Origin of the sequence: Microbacterium sp. NPDC058269 (assembly GCF_042881445.1) — a bacterium.
In the GTDB taxonomy this organism is placed as follows: Bacteria; Actinomycetota; Actinomycetes; order Actinomycetales; family Microbacteriaceae; genus Microbacterium.
Genome location: NZ_JBHVXT010000002.1, coordinates 474,522 through 492,869 on the forward strand (window position 1 = coordinate 474,522; position 18,348 = coordinate 492,869).

An 18,348-nucleotide genomic window follows, 5' to 3' on the forward strand; every position below is an offset into this window, starting at 1 on the left:
GAGCCGGGGGTCTTCTTCATGAGTGCGGAGGGATCAGTGACCCTGCTCGCCGAAACGGACGATCGCCTCGTCGAGGATGCGCTGCGCCTCAGCGGCATCGCCCCACTCGTCGACCTTGACCCACTTGTTGGGCTCGAGGTCCTTGTAGTGCTCGAAGAAGTGCGAGATCTCCTTCTTCGTGTACTCGGCGATGTCGTCGATGTCCTGGATGTGCGCCCAGCGCGGGTCCTTCGAGAGCACGGCGACGAGTTTGTCGTCGCCGCCGGCCTCGTCGCTCATCTTCAGCACGGCCACGGGACGCACCTCGACGACCACGCCGGGGTAGATGGCGTGGTCGAGCAGCACGAGCACGTCGAGCGGGTCGCCGTCCTCGCCGAGCGTGTTGTCGAAGTAGCCGTAGTCCGCCGGGTATCCGAAGGTCGTGTAGAGCACGCGGTCGAGGTGAACTCGCCCGGTCTCGTGATCGACCTCGTACTTCACGCGGCTGCCGCGCGGAATCTCGATGACGGCGTCGTGTGCGCCCATGCGTGTGCTCCTCAGGAAAAGTTCGGTTGGATGCCGCGGACTAGCCTACCTGCGGCGCCTGCGCGTCCGTGGGCGGTGATGGCTCAGGACCCCGCGTCGACCGTCGGAGCCCCCTCCTCGCCGGAGCGTCTGCGGAACAGACGGTTCAGCACTCGACTCATCGGATCGCTCAGAAGCAGGAGGAAGAGTCCGGTGTACCCGTTCGGAGAAGCGGCGACAGCGATCGCGAGAGCCACGGAGAACAGGATGATCGCAGCGAGATCGCCGATCGCCCCCAGACGGATCGTCTCGGTCGAGATCGTGCTGAGCTCGCGATGTCGAGCCAGGTAGAGCCAACCGGCCAGGGTGGTGACCTGCGTCATGATCAGTGTGCCGATGTAGACGACGGCCTGCAGGGCGTCGGTGTCCATCTGGCCGATCATCGCGGTAGGGACCGGCAACCAGACGATCGTGGCCATCCACGCGACGTTGATCCACAGGAGCGGCCCGGTGATCCACTCCACATCGCGGTACTGGCGGTGGTGCCCCATCCAGAACGTCGCGATGAGCAGGAAGCTCAGTCCGAAACTGAGCAGCTGGCCCGAATGCTCGTCGAGGAATTCGGCCGTGCTCATGTGACCGGACGCGGCCTCGGAGACCGACTCCATCAGCGGGAGGATGAGCAGCGTCATGGCGATCGCGACGACGGCGTCGACGAATGCCTTGAACCTCTCGGTGCGGAACGGCCGTGCGCGCGTGTTTTCGGTCACGGCGTCAGGATAGCTCCGCACGCCCGATCCTCACGGTCTCGGGGGCGCAGATCGGGCGCGCCCACCCCGGGGGAGTGCTCTAGCGTGGACGGGTGCCGTCACTTCCTCCCGCCATCGCCGAGATCCGCCTCGCCGTGCGCACCGCGCTCGCCGATTTCCCCGAGGGATCGACCGTGATCGTCGCTCTCTCCGGAGGAGCGGACTCGCTCGCGCTCGCTGCGGCCACCGCCTTCGAAGCACCCAAGCTCGGTCTTCGTGCGGCATCGTTGACGGTCGATCACGGTATGCAGGGTGATTCCGCGGAGGTCGCCTCCCGGGCAGCACGTGCGGCTGCCGAGCTGGGCCTCGACCCGTTGATCGTTCGGGTCGACGTGACGGGAGAGGGGGGACCTGAGGCCGCTGCCCGTGAGGCCCGCTACGGGGTGCTGCGCGATGCGGCCGCGGATGTCCACGCCGCCGCCGTGCTCCTGGGGCATACGCTCGACGACCAGGCGGAGACCGTGCTGCTCGGACTCGCGCGCGGATCCGGCGCTGCGAGCCTGCAGGGGATGGCGCCTGTGCGTGAAGACGACGACGGCGTGCGGTGGGCGCGTCCGCTCCTGGGCGTGCGTCGGGAGACGACGCGCGCCTTCTGCGTCGCATCCGCTCTGACGCCGTGGAACGATCCGCACAACCTCGATGACCGTTACGCGAGGGTCCGGGTGCGTGAGCGCGTGCTCCCCGTTCTCGAGGCCGAGCTCGGGCCGGGAATCGCGGAGGCTCTCGTCCGCACGGCCGAGCAGCTGCGGGAGGACGCCGCGGCATTCGACGAGATGATCCACGAGACGATCGAGGACATCGTCGAGCACGCGGAAGCCGGGATCTCCGTCAGTGTGGCGGCGCTCGCCGCGAACCCGGCGGCGCTGCGCAACAGGATCATCCGCCTCGTCGTCGACAGTGAGTTCGGCGTGAGCCTGACGAGGGCTCAGACGATCGAGGTCGCGCGCCTAGTGACCGACTGGAGCGGTCAGGGGCCCATCGACCTCCCAGGGTGTGCGGCTGTGCGCCAGGGCGGGCGCATCGTCTTCACCGCATCCGGTCGCTGAGCGCGGCCGTCTCGAACTCTTCGGGCCCCCGCTCGAGGACCGGATGCGATGGGTGACGTCCTACTTCTTGCCGCCGAAGAGGCCGCCGAGAATCCCGCCGAGGTCGATCCCGCCGCCGGAACCGCCGCTGTTGCCGCCGCCGAGGAGGCCGCCGATCACGTCGCCGATGCCGCCGGACGAGCCGCCGCTGCTGTTACCGCCGCCGAGGATGCCACCGATGATGTCGCCGATGCCGCCGGAGCCCTCGGCCTCGGAATCCGCCTTCGCGGGCTTGTCCTTGTTCGCGTTCGCGATGAGACCCATCACGATGGGGGCGAGGATCGGGAGGAGCTTGCCGAAGTCGATTCCGGGCGTCGCCTTCGAGTCCGTGAGCTCCTTCGTGACCTCTTTCTCCTTCGATCCGAGGATGTGCGCGACGATCTTGCCGCCGTCTGCCTGGTCGATCTCGTCGATCTTCGAGGCGCCGGCACTGCCCTCGTGCTTCTTCAGCGCGTTCTGGATCGCGGCGGACCCCTCATCCGTCCGCGCGTTCTTGGCGAGGCCGCCGAGCAGCACCGCGCCGCCCTGCTCGATCGCGACCTTGGCCTCGTCGCGTGAGACGCCCAGCTTCTCGGCGATGTCGTCGATCGGCACCTGCGTGAGGATGTCGTCAAGAGCCATGGTGAATCCTTCCGTCGGGGCGTCCGCCCGCATCACCGCTCACAGTAGTGCGGATGCTTCGCGAGGGGGAGATGCCCTCCCGATCGGCGGACCTGGGACCGAGCATCCGATCGCGTCGCCTAAAATCGATCCATGCGCGCCGCGGAGATCCAGGACGACCTTGCACAGATCCTCGTCACAGAGGAGGAGATCCTCGCCAAGCTCGACCAGCTCGCGGCGCAGGTCGCCGAGGACTACGAGGGCAAGGACCTCGTGCTCGTGGGGGTGCTCAAGGGAGCGGTCATGGTCATGGCCGACTTCGCACGGGCGCTGCCGTTCCACGCGCCGATGGACTGGATGGCCGTGTCGAGCTACGGCGCGAGCACGAAGTCGAGCGGCGTGGTGCAGATCCGCAAGGACCTCGACACCGACCTGAACGGCAAGCACGTGCTGATCGTGGAGGACATCATCGACTCCGGCCTGACCCTCAGCTGGCTGCTGGAGAACTTCGGATCCCGCGGAGCCGAGTCGATCGAGGTGCTGGCGCTCCTGCGCAAGCCCGAGGCCGCGAAGGTCGTCATCGACTGCAAGTACGTGGGCTTCGACATCCCCACCGATTTCGTCGTCGGATACGGCCTCGACTACGACGAGCGTTACCGCAACCTGCGCGATGTCGCGGTGCTCGCGCCGCACGTCTACAGCTGACGCCGTCGCCACGCTACGCCGTGGGTGAACGCACAGCGGCCCCCTAGGGCGCGCGCGATACGCTGATCCGATCATGGATGTGAAGAAGCTCACCCGGAATCCGCTGATCTACGTCGCGCTGATCGGCGTGCTCCTGTTCGGCGGTTTCCTGCTGATCTCGAATCTGGGCGCGCCCAAGCAGATCACGACGCAGGAGGGGCTCAAGCTCCTCTCCGGCACCACGGTCACCGAGGTCGTGAACACCGATGGCGATCAGCGCGTGGACATGACGCTCTCCAAGCCGTTCCAGGGCTCGGAGAACGTGCAGTTCTACTACGTCGACGCGCGCGCCGACGAGGTGGTCACCGCGATCAACGAGGCAGCTCCGAAGGACGGCTTCAACGACGCCGTCCCGCGTGCGACCTGGTTCGACGGCTTCCTCTCGCTCCTCCTTCCCCTCGTGCTGCTGGGTCTGCTGTTCTGGTGGCTCCTGTCGTCGATGCAGGGCGGTGGCGGCAAGGTCATGCAGTTCGGCAAGTCCAAGGCCAAGCTCGTCAACAAGGAGACCCCCACCGTCACCTTCGCCGACGTGGCCGGTGCCGACGAGGCCATCGAAGAGCTCCATGAGATCAAGGAGTTCCTCCAGGACCCCGCGAAGTTCCAGGCCATCGGAGCCCGCATCCCGAAGGGCGTGCTGCTGTACGGCCCTCCCGGAACCGGCAAGACGCTCCTCGCCCGCGCCGTCGCCGGCGAGGCCGGAGCCCCCTTCTACTCGATCTCCGGTTCCGACTTCGTCGAGATGTTCGTCGGCGTCGGTGCCTCGCGCGTGCGCGACCTCTTCGGCCAGGCCAAGGAGAACGCTCCGGCCATCATCTTCATCGATGAGATCGACGCCGTCGGTCGTCACCGTGGCGCCGGCATGGGCGGCGGCAACGACGAGCGCGAGCAGACCCTCAACCAGATGCTGGTGGAGATGGACGGCTTCGACCCGAACGCGAACGTCATCGTGATCGCGGCGACCAACCGCCCGGACATCCTCGACCCCGCACTGCTGCGCCCCGGTCGCTTCGACCGTCAGATCGGCGTCGACGCGCCCGACCTCAAGGGTCGTCAGAAGATCCTCGAGGTGCACAGCAAGGGCAAGCCCCTGGCGAAGAGCGTCGACCTCGAGGTCGTCGCCCGCAAGACCCCCGGATTCACGGGTGCCGACCTCGCGAACGTGCTCAACGAAGCCGCTCTGCTCACCGCGCGCTCGAACGCGCAACTGGTCGACAACCGTGCCCTCGATGAGGCCATCGACCGTGTGATCGCCGGCCCGCAGCGCCGCACCCGCGTGATGCGGGACAAGGAGAAGCTGATCACGGCGTACCACGAGGGCGGTCACGCGCTCGCCGCCGCTGCGATGAACTACACCGACCCCGTGACCAAGATCACGATCCTGCCGCGCGGCAAGGCCCTCGGCTACACGATGGTGCTGCCGCTGGACGACAAGTACTCCGTCACCCGCAACGAGCTCCAGGACCAGTTGACCTACGCGATGGGTGGCCGCGTCGCGGAGGAGATCGTGTTCCACGATCCGACCACCGGGGCCTCGAACGACATCGAGAAGGCCACCTCGATCGCCCGCAAGATGGTCATCGAGTACGGCATGACCGCCGAACTCGGTCCGGTCAAGCTGGGGACGGAAGGCGGCGAGCCCTTCGCCGGCCGCGACATGGGTCGAGGCCGTGAGTACTCCGAGACGATCGCCGAGCGGGTCGACACCCAGGTCCGCGCGCTCATCGAACAGGCCCACAACGAGGCGTACGAGGTCATCAGCGCGAACCGCGACATCCTCGACAAGCTCGCCCTCGCGCTGCTCGAGGAGGAGACCCTCGACCACAACCAGATCGCGGAGATCTTCACCGAGATCAAGAAGCTCCCCGAGCGCCCGCTGTGGCTTTCGAGCGAAAGACGCCCGGTGTCCGAGCGCCCTCCGATCGAGGTGCCGAAGAAGGACGTCTCGCTCGCGGCATCCGTCGAGGCTCCGGCCAGCGCGCCGCGCACGCAGCAGGGTTCGGCGGGAGCCGGGAACCCGCGGCCCGCGACGGCGTGACGTGACGGTAGACAGGCAGCGTGTCGAACGGCTCACGAGAGAGCTGCTCGAGGCGATCGGCGAGGACCCGGACCGACCGGGGCTGAAGCAGACCCCGTCGCGCATGGCAGAGCTGTATTCCGAGTTCTTCTCGGGCGTCGGTGAAGACCCGGCCGAGCCGCTCGCTCGCACCATCAGCGTCTCGCGCGGTCCCGCCCCCGACACCCTGCCCTCCGGTGCGGTGCTGCTGCGCGACATCCGCTTCCGTTCCGTCTGCGAGCATCACCTGCTGCCGTTCGCCGGGCATGCGCACATCGCCTACCTCCCCGGCGAGCAGGTCGTGGGGCTCGGAGCGCTCGTGCGCGTCGTCGAGATCCTCGCTGCGCGCCCCCAGGTGCAGGAGCGCCTCGGCGAGCAGATCGCCGACACCATCGCGGAGCACCTCGACACCCGGGGCGTGCTGGTCGTGCTCGATGCCTCCCACGGGTGCGTCACGATGCGCGGCGGCCGGCAGACCGAGGCATCGACCCTCACGATCGCGGCGCGCGGCGAGTACACGGACGCCGTCGCCAGGGCGGAGCTGATCACCCTGATCGGGGCGGCAGGCTCCGGGGTGACGCACGGATGACCGGCATCTGGGGCATCCTCAACATCACTCCCGATTCCTTCAGCGACGGCGGTCGCTATCTCGACATCGATCGGGCTGTCGCCCATGGAATGCGGCTGCGGACGGAAGGAGCAGCAGTCCTCGACGTGGGCGGAGAGTCGACCAGGCCGGGCGCCGACCGCGTCGGTGACGTGGTCGAGCAGCAGCGGGTGATCCCCGTGGTCGAGCAGCTGGCCGCGGCAGGAATCCCCGTCAGCATCGACACGCTCAGCGCCTCGACTGCTGCTGCTGCCGTGCGGGCAGGCGCCAGGGTCGTGAACGACGTCTCCGGAGGACTGGCCGACCCCGACATGCGGGCCGCGGTCGCGGAATCCGGAGCCGATTTCGTGATCGGGCACTGGCGCGGCTTCTCCGCTGACATGTACGCCAACGCCGAGTACCGCCGCGTCGCGCGCGAGGTCGCCGGCGAGCTGCAGGAGCGCATCGGGGAGGCCGCGGCGTCCGGAATCGCGCCGTCGCGTCTGATCATCGATCCGGGCATCGGATTCGCCAAGGCGGGCGCACAGAACTGGGACGTGCTGCGGGGGCTCGACGAGATCGTCGCCCTGGGCCCGCGGGTGCTCATAGGTACTTCGCGCAAACGGTTCCTCGCCGAGGCGCTGCGTCAGGAGACCGGTTCCGACGACGAGGTGTCGGAGTCTCGACGCGACCTGGCCACTGCCGTCACGAGTGCTCTCGCACTCAGGGCAGGCGTCTGGGCCGTGCGTGTGCACGACGTGGCGGCCACGCGTGACGCGCTCGCGATCGCGCGCGCCTGGGAGGGCTGAGGGCGTGACGGGGCGGCCCCGTACGCTAGAGGCATGGAGCCCCTCGACGAGATCGTCCTCACAGGTCTGACCGTGTTCGGTCATCACGGTGTCTTCGACCACGAGCGCCGGGACGGTCAGGAGTTCACGATCGACCTCCGTCTGGGGCTGTCGCTCGCGCGGGCCGCCGCCTCTGACGATGTGACGGACACGGTGCACTACGGCGAGCTGGCCGAGAAGGTGGCTGCCGTCGTGGCCGGGGAGCCGGTGAATCTGATCGAGACGCTCGCGGAACGCATCGCCGTGGTCGGTCTCGAGGACCGACGAGTGCAGGACGTCGTCGTGACCGTGCACAAGCCGCACGCCCCGATTCCCCTGAACTTCGCCGATGTGGCGGTCACCGTGCATCGCCGTCGGACGCCTGACGCGCTGGAGGACACGACCGTATGAGCCGCAACCTCGCGAACCCGCCCGAGATGCCCGGGCCACGCCCCGGGCGGCCGGAGACCACAGCAGTCGTCGCTCTGGGCGCGAACCTCGGGGATCGCCACGACACCATCAGGGCTGCCGCCGAGAGGATCGCCCGGCTGCCGTTGGTCAGCGACGTTCGACTCTCCCAGTTGTTCGAGACCGTCGCGCTTCGCCTCGACGGCCCCGACCCCGAGGCGCCGGGATACGTCAATGCCGTGGCACTGGTCACCACGCGCCTCGCCCCCGAGATCCTGCTCGGGATGCTGCACGCCATCGAGGACGAGAACGGTCGGGAACGCCGTGAGCGTTGGGGTGACCGCACCCTCGACCTCGACCTCATCGCGTACGGCGACGTCGTCTCCGATGAACCGCGTCTGCAGCTGCCGCACCCGCGTGCCGCCGAGCGTCTCTTCGTGCTCGACCCCTGGCTGGATGTCGACCACGACGCGGTGCTTCTCGGTCGGGGCAGGGTCGCCGACCTCGCTGCCGAGCTCCGGGCCCGGGGTGAGGGATGAGGCACACGTCTGCAGGCGTGCTCGTCGTCCTCGCGCTGCTCGCCGGCGGTGGAGGCTTCCTGCTCGAGCACCTGCTGACGGCGTCGGGGCGCGTCACGTTCACTCCCTCTCTCCTGCTGCCCGTGCTGCTGCTGCTGATCGCCGCCGCATCGCTCGGCGTCGCCTGGCCGGTGCGACGCAGCGTGCGCTCGGGCATCCGCATCGATCCGTTCCGTGCGCTCAGAGCGGCGACCCTCGCACGCGCCTCGAGCCTGCTCGGCGCCATCATGGCGGGGTTCGGAGCGGGGTTGCTCGTGTTCCTCCTGTCGCGTCCCGTCGTTCCGCAGGTAGGGTCGACTGTGGCCATGCTGGCCCTGATCGGAAGCGCGATCGTCCTCGTGATCGCCGCGCTCGTCGCCGAGCAGTTCTGCACCCTGCCGAAGGATCCTGATGACTCAGAACCCAGAGACCGCGCCACTGAACCCGGCGGAGGGCACTGACCTCGACGCCCTCGACCAGGGGACGTACACACAACTGCGCACGGCGCGCAACGAGGCCCGCCTCGAGCTCGACGGCACGTGGCACCAGATCTCACCGCGCTATGTCGTCTCGCAGATCGTGCAGAACGTGATCTTCATCGTGATCGTCGCCGTTGCCGCCATCGTGCTGAACGTCGTGCTGCACCAGCAGTGGGTGTGGATCCCCGCCGGGATCATCCTTCTCATCACCGTGTTCGCGCTCATCATCCTTCCGCGCCAGGCGCGAGCGATCGGCTACATGCTCCGCGCCGACGACATCGTCTTCCGCAAGGGGATCCTCTGGCAGCGCATGATCGCCGTGCCCTACGGTCGCATGCAGCTGGTCGACATCACGCAGGGCCCGCTCGATCGGGCGTTCGGCATCGCCCAGCTCAAGATGGTCACGGCTGCGGCCACGACCGGCGTGCAGATCCCCGGACTGACCCAGGACGCGGCCGAGGCGCTGCGCGACACCCTCATCCAGGTCGCCGAGACCCGCCGGACCGGCCTGTGAGCGAGCAGCAGCCGCCTCTCGCGCCGAGCGCTCAGGTCTCCGTCGGCGAGGACTCCACGACGCTCGCGAACGGCGAGTGGCACCGGATGCACCCGCTCACCCCGCTCTTCAAGGGCGGGCTGGCACTGATCATCATCGCGGGTATCGTCATCGCGAACATGCGGGACCGCCTCATCGCCTGGGCCGTGGCGTTGTTCACTCCCGAAGAGGCGCACTACGGCGACTACGCCGGCGCCGATCCTGTCGACTGGGTACTCTCGAACAATCTGATCCTGGTCGCGCTGCTCAGCGTGCTGGGGCTCGTGATCGTGCTGGTGATGATCTTCTGGTTCGTCTGGCGCTTCCAGCAGTTCCGGATCACCGGCGACCACGTCGAGGTCCGCAAGGGCATCATCTTCCGCTCCCACCGCCGCGCACCGCTCGACCGCGTTCAGGGCGTCAACCTCACCCGTCCGTTCCCCGCGCGCATCATCGGTCTGGCGAAGCTCGAGGTGGTCGGCGCCGGAAACGACGCGAATGTCGAGCTCGAGTACCTCGCGACTCCGCGCGCCGAGTCGGTGCGCGCCGACATCCTGCGTCTGGCGTCCGGGGCCCGTGCGGCGCGCGACGCCGCGCTGAACCCGGCGGCGGCAGTTGCGGCGCCGACATCCGCACGTGCGCAGCTGGTCGGTTCGATGAACGCCGGCGTCAACGGCCTCATCGCGGGCGTCGATCTCGCCGATGTCGTTCCCGAGAGCGTCGTCAAGATCCCGACCGGACGGCTGGTGGGGTCGCAGCTGATCTCAGGTCTGTTGTGGTTCGTGTTCTTCGGAGCGATCTTCGCGATCGCGATCGGCAGCGCGTTGATCGGCATGCTGGCCGATGGCATCACGGACGGCGGGGTCGTGATCCTCGGACTGGGCCTCGGCATGGGGGTACCCATGGTCATCGCCGTGGTCGGTATCACCTGGGCGCAGATCTCGAAGTCCCTTCGCTACTCGATCGCTCCGACTCCGGACGGGGTGCGCATCACCTACGGTCTGCTCACGACCGTGACCGAGACGCTCCCACCAGGACGCATCTTCGCGGTGGAGGTGTCGCAGTCCCTGCTGTGGCGTCCGTTCGGCTGGTGGACGATCAAGATCAACCGCATGAGCGGCAAGAGCGCGGCCCAGCAGTCTTCAGGAAGCGGGCAGCAGTTCAACGTCGTGCTGCCCGTCGGCAAGCGCGCCGACGTCGAACGCGTGCTCGCCCTGGTGCTTCCGGACGTGCCGGCGGAGAGCATCCCGTTCCTCTGGGACCAGGGAGTCGTCGGCCCCACGGACGGAGACACCTATCGCAGGATGCCGCGTCGCGCGTGGTGGCGGCGTCCGTTCTCCTGGAAGCGCCACGGCTACCTGGTCGCCGACTTCGGTCTGCTGTTGCGACGCGGGAACGTCTGGCGCAAGCTCGCGGTGTTCCCGCTGGCGCGTCTGCAGGGCGTATCACTCAGCCAGGGGCCGATCGATCGGAAGCAACGCGTCTCCGGCGCTCAGGTGCACACCGTTCCGGGTCCCATCACCGGATACCTGTCGGGTCTGGAACGCACCGACGCGCTGGCGCTGATCAACGATGTCAGCCGGGCCGCTGCGGAGGCGGCGTCCCGCGACACCACCCACCGATGGAGCGCGCACACGGCCGAGGTGCCGTCGCCAGCGCCTCCGGCCCCGCCGGCGTACACCGGACCGCCGCCGGTCTTCCCGGTCTCAGGGCAGATGGCTCCGGCTGCACCTCCCGTGCTTCCGCCTGCGCCTCCCGTGCTTCCGCCTGCTCCGCCGGCGAGCGCTCCGGTGCTGCCTCCTGCTCCGCCGGCGGCTCCTCCTGTGCCTCCGGTCATGCCCGCGGCGCCGCCTGTTGCTCCTGCGCCTGCGCCGTCGGATCAGGTCCCTGTGGCTCCTCCGGTGCCGCCGACCGTCCCTCCGGTGGCTCCGGACGCTCCGCCCGCACCGCCGCAGCTCCGTCGGAGACGGCGCGACGATGGCGCGTGACGGCCGCCTCGGCGTCGGCATCATCGGGGCAGGCCGGGTCGGGCCGGTCGTCGGTGCGGCGCTCGGCGGTGCAGGGCATGCCGTGATCGGGATCACCAGCGGATCCGATGACGAGCGTGCCTCCGCCGTGCTGCCGGATGTGCCGGTGCTCGATGCCCTGGAGGTGGTGCGTCGCGCCGAGCTGGTGATCATCGCCGTTCCCTCCGAGCAGCTGCCTTCCCTGGTCGCCGGCATCGCAGAGGTGGGCGGCTGGCAGATCGGTCAGCTCGTGCTCCACACCGATCCGGCGTACGGAATCGAGGTGCTGCGCCCGGCGGCCGAACGCGGCGCGATTCCCCTCGCCGTTCACCCGGCGATCACCTTCACCGGGACCTCGATCGATCTCCGACAGTTGCAGGCCGGGTTCGCCGCGGTGACCGCCCCGGCGGCCGTGCTCCCGATCGCGCAGGCGCTCGCCGTGGAGATGGGGTGCGAACCGGTCGTGATCGCCGAGGCGGATCGTCCGGCGTACTCGGATGCTATCGCGACGGCCACGGAGTTCTCGCGGTCGATCATCGGACAGTCGACCGCACGACTGCGAGAGATCGGTGTGGAGAACCCCGGTGGCTACCTCTCGGCGCTGGTGCAGTCGACCGTCGAGCGCGCTCTGCGCGAGGCCTCCGACGTGCCGCCGCTGATCTGAGGGGTTCTGTCGTCGGCCCGCGCTGCGCGCCCGGCTGCCGTGGGCTCAGCGCCCGCCGGAGAACCCTCCTCCTCCGCCGCCGCCGGAGAACCCGCCGCCGAACGACCCGCCGGCACTCGACGAGGAACCCGCGGAGGGGGCCGAGTAGGTCGCGGACGAGTGGGATGTCGCCACGAAGGTGGCGAGCTGAGCCCGAAGCGCGAACGATGCGGGATCGCCGATCCAGGACGCGCCCCGCTGTGCGTTCGCGTAGGCCTTCTCGAGCACGTCACCCCATTCGTCCTCCAGGCCGAACAGGATGGCGTAGGGGAGCAGTCTCTCGTATACGTGGATCACGTCGGCGGCGCCGTCTGCGCGACGCTCTGCCCCGCTGTACGACTGCAGCATGCGCAGGCGATCAGCGTCCGCGACGCGGATGAACTCCTTCACCCCCTGGAGGTACTCGTAGGTGCGAGCGCCTTCGGCGGTGAGAACCATGTGCTTCGAGAACGCATAGAGGCTGGAGAGCAGCACGAGGAAGGCGCCGAAGGAGATGACGACGAGCGCGGGGATCGCGGAGAGGCGTCCGCTGGCCGCGCTCCAGATCCCGAAAGCCAGGCCCGCGATCGCGATGCCGATCGCACACCACTGCAGGATCACGGCGCCCCGGCTGCGGACCTTCTCGGTCAGGCCGCGGCTCTGCGCCTCGTCCGTTCCGCGCTGCTGGAGCGCGGTCATACGAGCGGCGAAACCTTCGTCGGCGGTGGGGAGGTCGACCGTGTCGTCGTCGTCCGCGTCCATGAAGAGAGTTTCGAGGGCGTCGATGTCCAATTGGTCGGGGACGCGCGCTCCGGCACGACGCCGCAACCGCGGTTGTTCCTCTTCGGTTCCCTCTTCGATGCGCAACGTCCCGCGGACGGCGAGGTGCACGATCTCGGCGGGGATCACATCCTTGGCGCCGGGAACGATCGCGGCGGCGAGCAACGGCGGCAGCGAATCCGGCACGTCGTACTGGGCGACCACGATACCCGTGGCGGTCCGCCGTCTGCGCACGAAGGTCGACACGGCCACCCAGCTGCCGACGGAGAGTCCGAGTGCTCCGGCCGCCGCGACGATCGGGGTGATGTCGGCGGCCGGATCCGGCGTGCGGGCGAGGGGCTGCGTCACGGTGCCCGGGTCGAAGCCGATGGCGACGGTCACCCCGTCGCCGGCCGGGCGCGCTCCCGACTCGACGTGGAAGGTCGCCGAACCACCGTAGGCGGTGGGGCCGTCCAGCTGGCACTCGTCTCTCGAGCCGGAAGGTCCGGTGTAGCAGCGGGTGGCTCCGTCGAGCGCAGCGCTCATCGCGGGGTCGAACGTGACGTCGGCACGGAAGCGGTCGATGGGCTGCGTGCTGTCGAGGGGGAGCAGGTCCCAGTAGAACTCGTCGACCGGGGGAGCGGACGATCCGGCTGAGGGTTCCGTCGCGAGGACCACATCGCGCATCTCATACTCGATCACGTAGGTGGTGAGCCCCTGCACGAAGTCGTCGTCATTGCCCGTGAGCACGTAGAGGAGGCCGTCCTCCTCATCCGTCTCGTAGGCAACGTCCGCGCCGTTCTCATCGGTGACCGACAGGATCGTCGTCTCCGTGCTGGCGCCCTCATACGAGGTTGCGAGTCCGCGGACGATGCCGTGGTTCTGGTCGACGTCCGGGAAGCGTGCCACGAGGGTCTCGGTCACATGCATGCGGGCACGGCCCTCATCGTCGAGACCGATCTCGTATACGGCATCCCATGAGCTGTAGGAGAAGTCATCGACATCGGTCGTGGCTGCGGCCGGTGCGGACTCGTCGGACGCGGCGAGGGCGGCGACCGGGGTGTGGACGGCCACCATCGAGAAGAAGAGTGCAGCGAACGCGCGGAGGATCCGTGTGTGGGCCATTCTTCGAGGCTACCCAGCATGCGCCCGAGGGCGGCGCGCCGCCTCGGTAAACTGGGAGGGACTTCCAAGGAGCCCCCCACATGACTGACGCGTCCTCCGCGCCCGAATCGGCCTCGACCGACCCTTCTCTCGAAGAGGACGTCCACGAGCAGAAGGCCGTGCGTCTCGCCAAGCGCGAGCGTCTGATCGAGAGGCGTGCCGACGCGGGCGGCGGGGCATTCCCCGTCGGCGTGCCCGTGACGCACACGATTCCCGCGCTGCGTGCCGAGTACGGCGAGCTCGAAGCGGGGGCCGAGACCGGTGTCATCGTCGGGGTCGCGGGCCGTGTGGTGTTCAGCCGCAACACCGGCAAGCTCTGCTTCGCGACGCTGCAGGCAGGCGACGGATCGCGCATCCAGGCCATGATCTCTCTCGCCAACGTCGGCGAGGAGTCGCTGGCGGACTGGAAGGAGTACGTCGACCTGGGGGACCACGTCTTCGTGCACGGTGAGGTCATCTCCAGCCGCCGCGGCGAGCTGTCGATCATGGCCGACGACTGGACCATCGCGGCGAAGGCGATCCTGCCGCTCCCCAACGCGTACTCCGAGCTCAGCGAAGAGGGGCGTGTGCGCAGCCGTTACCTCGACCTGATCGTGCGGGAGCAGGCTCGAAACACTGTCCGCGCTCGCGCCGCTGTGAACGCGAGCCTGCGTTCGACGTTCACGAGTCACGACTACCTCGAGGTGGAAACCCCGATGCTGCAGGTGCAGCACGGCGGGGCCTCCGCTCGTCCGTTCATCACCCACTCGAATGCGTTCGACACCGAGCTGTACCTGCGCATCGCACCGGAGCTGTATCTCAAGCGGGCGGTCGTCGGCGGTATCGAGCGGGTCTACGAGATCAACCGCAACTTCCGCAACGAGGGTGCCGACTCCACGCACAGCCCCGAGTTCGCGATGCTCGAGGCCTACCAGGCATACGGCGACTACAACCAGATGGCCGCCCTCACCCAGGAGCTCGTGCAGAACGCGGCGATCGCTGTCGCCGGCTCCACCACTGTGACCTGGGCCGACGGCACCGAGTACGAGCTCGGCGGCGAGTGGGACCGCATCTCGATGTATGAGTCGCTGTCCGCCGCATCCGGTCGCACCGTGACGCCGCAGGACTCGGTCGACGACCTGATCGCGTTCGCCGAGGCGAATGATGTCGACCTGCCTCCGCAGGCCACCCACGGCAAGCTCGTCGAGGAGCTGTGGGAGCACTTCGTGAAGGGCGACCTCGTCCGTCCGACGTTCGTGATGGACTTCCCGGTCGACACGTCGCCGCTGGTCCGTGAGCACCGCTCGGTCGTGGGTGTCGTGGAGAAGTGGGATCTGTACATCCGCGGTTTCGAGCTGGCGACGGGATACTCCGAGCTCGTCGACCCCGTGATCCAGCGCGAGCGCTTTGTCGAGCAGGCCAAGCTCGCCGCGCGCGGCGATGTCGAGGCGATGCCTGTCGATGAGGAGTTCCTGCGGGCACTCGAGCACGGCATGCCGCCGTCCGGCGGAATGGGCATGGGCATCGACCGCCTGCTGATGGCCATCACCGGCCTGGGCATCCGCGAGACCATTCTCTTCCCCCTGGTCAAGTAGTCCGATCCGCCCGGCGCTCATTCCGCCGGGCGACGTCGGAACGCCCATTCCGGGAGCATCGCCCCGCCGATCATGGTCTCCAGGAGCGCGGCGAGGGAATAGCGAGGGTCGATCTCGCGCACCAGTTCGAGGTATCGGCCCGCGTGGCTGGCGCGTCCCAGAGCCCAGGACAACCACGCCGCGACGGTGAGCGGCGCGGGTCGCGCGTGCCGTGGGGCCCGTGCGGCGGCCTCGCGCACGGCGGAGAGAGCACATCGCAGGCGCTCGGTGTCAGGCGCGGGACCGCGACCGAGGAACACCTCGCCCACCTCGTCGGGGACCATGACTCCCGACTCGGCGAACGCGGTCTGAGCATCGAGCGTGCGGATGCCACCCGCCAGGTCGGTCGCCCACTGCGCGATGGCGACGTCGCGCAGCAGCGGACGTTCCAGGCACCACAGCAGCGCGGCCGTCGCGAACGGCGGGAGATCGTCGGGGGCCGCCAGCACCGACTCGAAGAAGGCCGGAACATCGTCGAGCAGGACGAGGGCGGCGATGAGCTGCGGATTCTGCCGAGCGGTCAGCCGACCTCTGCCTTTCCGATCGAGCAGCGCGGCGAGTTCGATCGATGCGCTCCCCACACGCTCCTTCTCGGCGAGGTCGACGTTCGGGAGGTCTGCTCCCACGTTCTGGTCCCCGGAGACATCAGCCATCGGCGGCAGATCGGGAGGAGTGCAGATCTCCGCCAGCGGTCCGAGCTCGGGCGCGTCGTCGATGTAGCTCGACCATCCGGACGGAGTCACGCAGAGAGCGTCGACCACGCGGAGCCCCGCATCCTCCGCACATCCCAGCAGCTCGTCCACGGCGACCGCATGGGGGAGGATCAGACCGTCTCGCGTGGGGTGCGACTCCTCGTCGGTGTACACGACGAGGGCGACGGCATCCGTCCCGGACACCCGGGCGACGAGTCCGACCGCCGCATCGGCATAGAGCTCGAGGTCGGTCTCCTCGTGGGGCAGGTCCAGACGCATCGCCCCGTCGGTGCGGGTGCCCCGGAACGGGAGGAGCACGATGCTCCGACGAGGAGTGAAGCCCGCGAGAGACGGCACGATGCCGAGGAAGGCGGCGGAATCGGTGGCACGGAGAACTGTTGTCATTCCGAGAGTGTCGTCGAGTGCGGGGCTCGTCCGGGACCGAAACGGACGCTGTGGACGCAGATTCTGAGAGACCCGGAATGTGCACGAACAGTGGCTCGCGTACCATGGGGTGATGGACAACTTCTGGCTCGCCGCGGCATGGTCGCTTCTGCCGACCGTCGGGGTGAGCGTCGTGTTCTTCCTCGTGGTCCGCGGCATCCTCCGTTTCGACCGGACCGAGCGCAAGGTGCACGCGCAGATCGAGGCCGAGGAGCGCGCCGCGCGGGGCCTTCCGCCGCGCGCCTGAGTCCGACCCATCGGCTACTGTGAAGCCAGCGCACCTGCTCAGGTGCGCACCGGCTGTGATGGTCACTGCGGTGGCAAGGGGGCACGATGACTGCGGAGTCCTGGGGATGGTGGATCGCCGCCTTCCTCCTGGTGCTCGACATCATCATCCGCGTCACGGCGATCATCGTCATCCCGCGCAACCGCCGCCCCACCGCCGCGATGGCATGGCTGCTGGCCGTCTTCTTCATCCCGTTCGTCGGCGTCTTCCTGTTCCTCGTGATCGGCAACCCGCGTCTGCCGCGGGCACGTCGGCGCAAGCAGGATCAGATCAACGAGTACATCGCCGAGACCAGTGAGCATCTGCACTTCGGCACGCTCCGCCCGAACGCTCCCGCCTGGTTCGGTCCGATCGTGCAGATGAACCAGAAGCTCGGCGCCCTGCCGCTCTCCGGCGACAACGGCGCCCACCTCATCGCCGACTACCAGGAGTCGCTCGACGAGATGGCAGAGGCCATCCGCACGGCGCAGGAGTATGTGCACGTCGAGTTCTACATCCTGCAGTCGGACACCTCGACCGACAACTTCTTCCGAGCGCTTGAAGAGGTCTGCGCGCGAGGCGTCGAGGTCCGCGTGCTGCTCGACCACTGGGCGAACCGCGGCAAGCCCCGCTACAAGCAGACCATCGCGCGGCTCAACGCGATGGGGGCCGACTGGCATCTGATGCTCCCGGTGCAGCCGCTCAAGGGCAAGATGCAGCGCCCCGATCTGCGCAATCACCGCAAGCTCCTCGTCGTCGATGGCAACATCGCCTTCCTCGGTTCGCAGAACATCACCGACTCGACCTACAACCTGCCGAAGAACATCAAGCGCGGTCTGCACTGGGTCGATCTGATGGTCCGCCTCGACGGCCCCGTGGTGCTGAGCGTCAACGCGATCTTCGTCGCCGACTGGTACAGCGAGACCGACACGGTGCTCGAGGGCATCGACATCGCCCACGCGAATATCGGCTCCGGCGATCTCGACTGCCAGGTCGTGCCGTCCGGACCGGGATTCGAAGTCGAGAACAATCTCCGCCTCTTCCTCGCGCTGCTCTACGCGGCCAAGAAGAAGATCATGATCGTCAGCCCGTACTTCGTCCCCGACGAGGCGCTACTGCTCGCCGTCACGGCAGCGGTCGACCGCGGTGTGCACGTCGAGCTGTTCGTGTCGGAAGAGGGCGACCAGGCGATGGTCTATCACGCCCAGCGCAGCTACTACGAAGTGCTGCTCAAAGCCGGGGTGCGCATCTGGATGTACCGGAAGCCCTACATCCTGCACACCAAGACGCTGACGATCGACGACGAGGTCGCGGTGGTCGGGTCGAGCAACATGGACATGCGCTCGTTCGGTCTGAACCTCGAGGTCTCGATGCTCGTGCGCGGCGAAGAGTTCGTCGCCGAGATGCGCGAGGTCGAAGACAAGTACCGGTCCCTCAGTCGTGAGCTGACTCTGGAGGAATGGATGCAGCAGCCGTTGCGTTCGACCGTGCTCGACAACCTCGCCCGCCTCACCTCCGCTCTGCAGTAGGTGATGCGGG

At 68.2% G+C, this 18,348-nt stretch carries 19 protein-coding genes; 14 read left to right on the top strand and 5 right to left on the bottom strand.

Annotated elements, in window-relative coordinates; translation table 11 throughout:
• Nucleotides 1-33: 33 nt before the first annotated feature.
• Entirely contained in the window at nt 34-525 is a 492-nt protein-coding gene (locus ACFVWL_RS10590; RefSeq protein ID WP_215168831.1) for an inorganic diphosphatase, read from the bottom strand.
• An 83-nt stretch (nt 526-608) separates the two neighbouring features.
• A complete protein-coding gene (locus ACFVWL_RS10595; RefSeq protein WP_387182134.1) occupies nt 609-1,274 on the bottom strand; it encodes a TMEM175 family protein in 666 nt (221 codons plus the stop codon).
• Between the two features lie 92 nt (nt 1,275-1,366).
• Between ACFVWL_RS10595 and tilS the strand changes: the two genes are divergently transcribed.
• Nucleotides 1,367-2,359: a tRNA lysidine(34) synthetase TilS gene (gene tilS / locus ACFVWL_RS10600; RefSeq protein WP_387182137.1), complete on the top strand. Its 993-nt coding sequence runs from the start codon at nt 1,367-1,369 to the stop codon at nt 2,357-2,359.
• A 60-nt stretch (nt 2,360-2,419) separates the two neighbouring features.
• On the opposite strand, the gene ACFVWL_RS10605 is transcribed toward tilS, so the two are convergent.
• Complete coding sequence (locus ACFVWL_RS10605) at nt 2,420-3,019, bottom strand: DUF937 domain-containing protein (protein ID WP_387182140.1); 600 nt, start codon at nt 3,017-3,019, stop codon at nt 2,420-2,422.
• 132 nt (nt 3,020-3,151) lie between these two features.
• Here ACFVWL_RS10605 and hpt point away from each other — a divergent pair, with 132 nt between their 5' ends.
• The 10 genes from hpt (at nt 3,152) to ACFVWL_RS10655 (ending at nt 11,854) form a co-directional block, all read left to right on the top strand.
• Nucleotides 3,152-3,703 (top strand): hypoxanthine phosphoribosyltransferase, encoded by a 552-nt coding sequence (gene hpt, locus ACFVWL_RS10610; protein ID WP_017831480.1) that lies wholly within the window; start codon nt 3,152-3,154, stop codon nt 3,701-3,703.
• 73 nt (nt 3,704-3,776) lie between these two features.
• On the top strand, nt 3,777-5,777 hold the full coding sequence (ftsH, locus tag ACFVWL_RS10615) for an ATP-dependent zinc metalloprotease FtsH (RefSeq protein ID WP_055876837.1): 2,001 nt from the start codon (nt 3,777-3,779) through the stop codon (nt 5,775-5,777).
• Between the two features lies 1 nt (nt 5,778).
• Nucleotides 5,779-6,384, top strand: a complete 606-nt coding sequence (gene folE, locus ACFVWL_RS10620; protein ID WP_387182144.1) for a GTP cyclohydrolase I — start codon at nt 5,779-5,781, stop codon at nt 6,382-6,384.
• On the top strand, nt 6,381-7,190 hold the full coding sequence (gene folP, locus ACFVWL_RS10625) for a dihydropteroate synthase (protein ID WP_387182146.1): 810 nt from the start codon (nt 6,381-6,383) through the stop codon (nt 7,188-7,190). Before folE ends, folP begins: the two co-directional genes overlap by 4 nt.
• Before the next feature lie 33 nt (nt 7,191-7,223).
• Nucleotides 7,224-7,619, top strand: a complete 396-nt coding sequence (folB, locus tag ACFVWL_RS10630; protein ID WP_387182149.1) for a dihydroneopterin aldolase — start codon at nt 7,224-7,226, stop codon at nt 7,617-7,619.
• A complete protein-coding gene (gene folK, locus ACFVWL_RS10635) occupies nt 7,616-8,155 on the top strand; it encodes a 2-amino-4-hydroxy-6-hydroxymethyldihydropteridine diphosphokinase (protein WP_387182151.1) in 540 nt (179 codons plus the stop codon). Before folB ends, folK begins: the two co-directional genes overlap by 4 nt.
• A complete protein-coding gene (locus ACFVWL_RS10640) occupies nt 8,152-8,634 on the top strand; it encodes a DUF3180 domain-containing protein (RefSeq protein ID WP_387182153.1) in 483 nt (160 codons plus the stop codon). The genes folK and ACFVWL_RS10640 overlap by 4 nt, the downstream gene beginning before the upstream one ends.
• Nucleotides 8,585-9,166, top strand: coding sequence for a PH domain-containing protein (locus tag ACFVWL_RS10645; RefSeq protein WP_387182154.1), 582 nt, complete (start codon nt 8,585-8,587; stop codon nt 9,164-9,166). The genes ACFVWL_RS10640 and ACFVWL_RS10645 overlap by 50 nt, the downstream gene beginning before the upstream one ends.
• Nucleotides 9,163-11,172 (top strand): PH domain-containing protein, encoded by a 2,010-nt coding sequence (locus ACFVWL_RS10650; RefSeq protein WP_387182156.1) that lies wholly within the window; start codon nt 9,163-9,165, stop codon nt 11,170-11,172. The genes ACFVWL_RS10645 and ACFVWL_RS10650 overlap by 4 nt, the downstream gene beginning before the upstream one ends.
• A complete protein-coding gene (locus tag ACFVWL_RS10655) occupies nt 11,162-11,854 on the top strand; it encodes a DUF2520 domain-containing protein (protein ID WP_387182159.1) in 693 nt (230 codons plus the stop codon). The genes ACFVWL_RS10650 and ACFVWL_RS10655 overlap by 11 nt, the downstream gene beginning before the upstream one ends.
• Before the next feature lie 45 nt (nt 11,855-11,899).
• Here the strand turns inward: ACFVWL_RS10655 and ACFVWL_RS10660 are convergent, their stop codons facing one another.
• A complete protein-coding gene (locus ACFVWL_RS10660; RefSeq protein WP_387182162.1) occupies nt 11,900-13,756 on the bottom strand; it encodes a DUF2207 domain-containing protein in 1,857 nt (618 codons plus the stop codon).
• An 80-nt stretch (nt 13,757-13,836) separates the two neighbouring features.
• On the opposite strand from ACFVWL_RS10660, the gene lysS reads away from it, so the two are divergent.
• Entirely contained in the window at nt 13,837-15,369 is a 1,533-nt protein-coding gene (gene lysS, locus ACFVWL_RS10665; protein WP_387182166.1) for a lysine--tRNA ligase, read from the top strand.
• Between the two features lie 17 nt (nt 15,370-15,386).
• Here the strand turns inward: lysS and ACFVWL_RS10670 are convergent, their stop codons facing one another.
• Nucleotides 15,387-16,505, bottom strand: a complete 1,119-nt coding sequence (locus tag ACFVWL_RS10670; protein WP_387182169.1) for a DUF4192 family protein — start codon at nt 16,503-16,505, stop codon at nt 15,387-15,389.
• A gap of 112 nt (nt 16,506-16,617) precedes the next feature.
• Here ACFVWL_RS10670 and ACFVWL_RS10675 point away from each other — a divergent pair, with 112 nt between their 5' ends.
• Entirely contained in the window at nt 16,618-16,791 is a 174-nt protein-coding gene (locus tag ACFVWL_RS10675) for a hypothetical protein (RefSeq protein ID WP_387182172.1), read from the top strand.
• A gap of 86 nt (nt 16,792-16,877) precedes the next feature.
• Nucleotides 16,878-18,338, top strand: a complete 1,461-nt coding sequence (gene cls / locus ACFVWL_RS10680; RefSeq protein WP_387182175.1) for a cardiolipin synthase — start codon at nt 16,878-16,880, stop codon at nt 18,336-18,338.
• Nucleotides 18,339-18,348 lie beyond the last annotated feature (10 nt).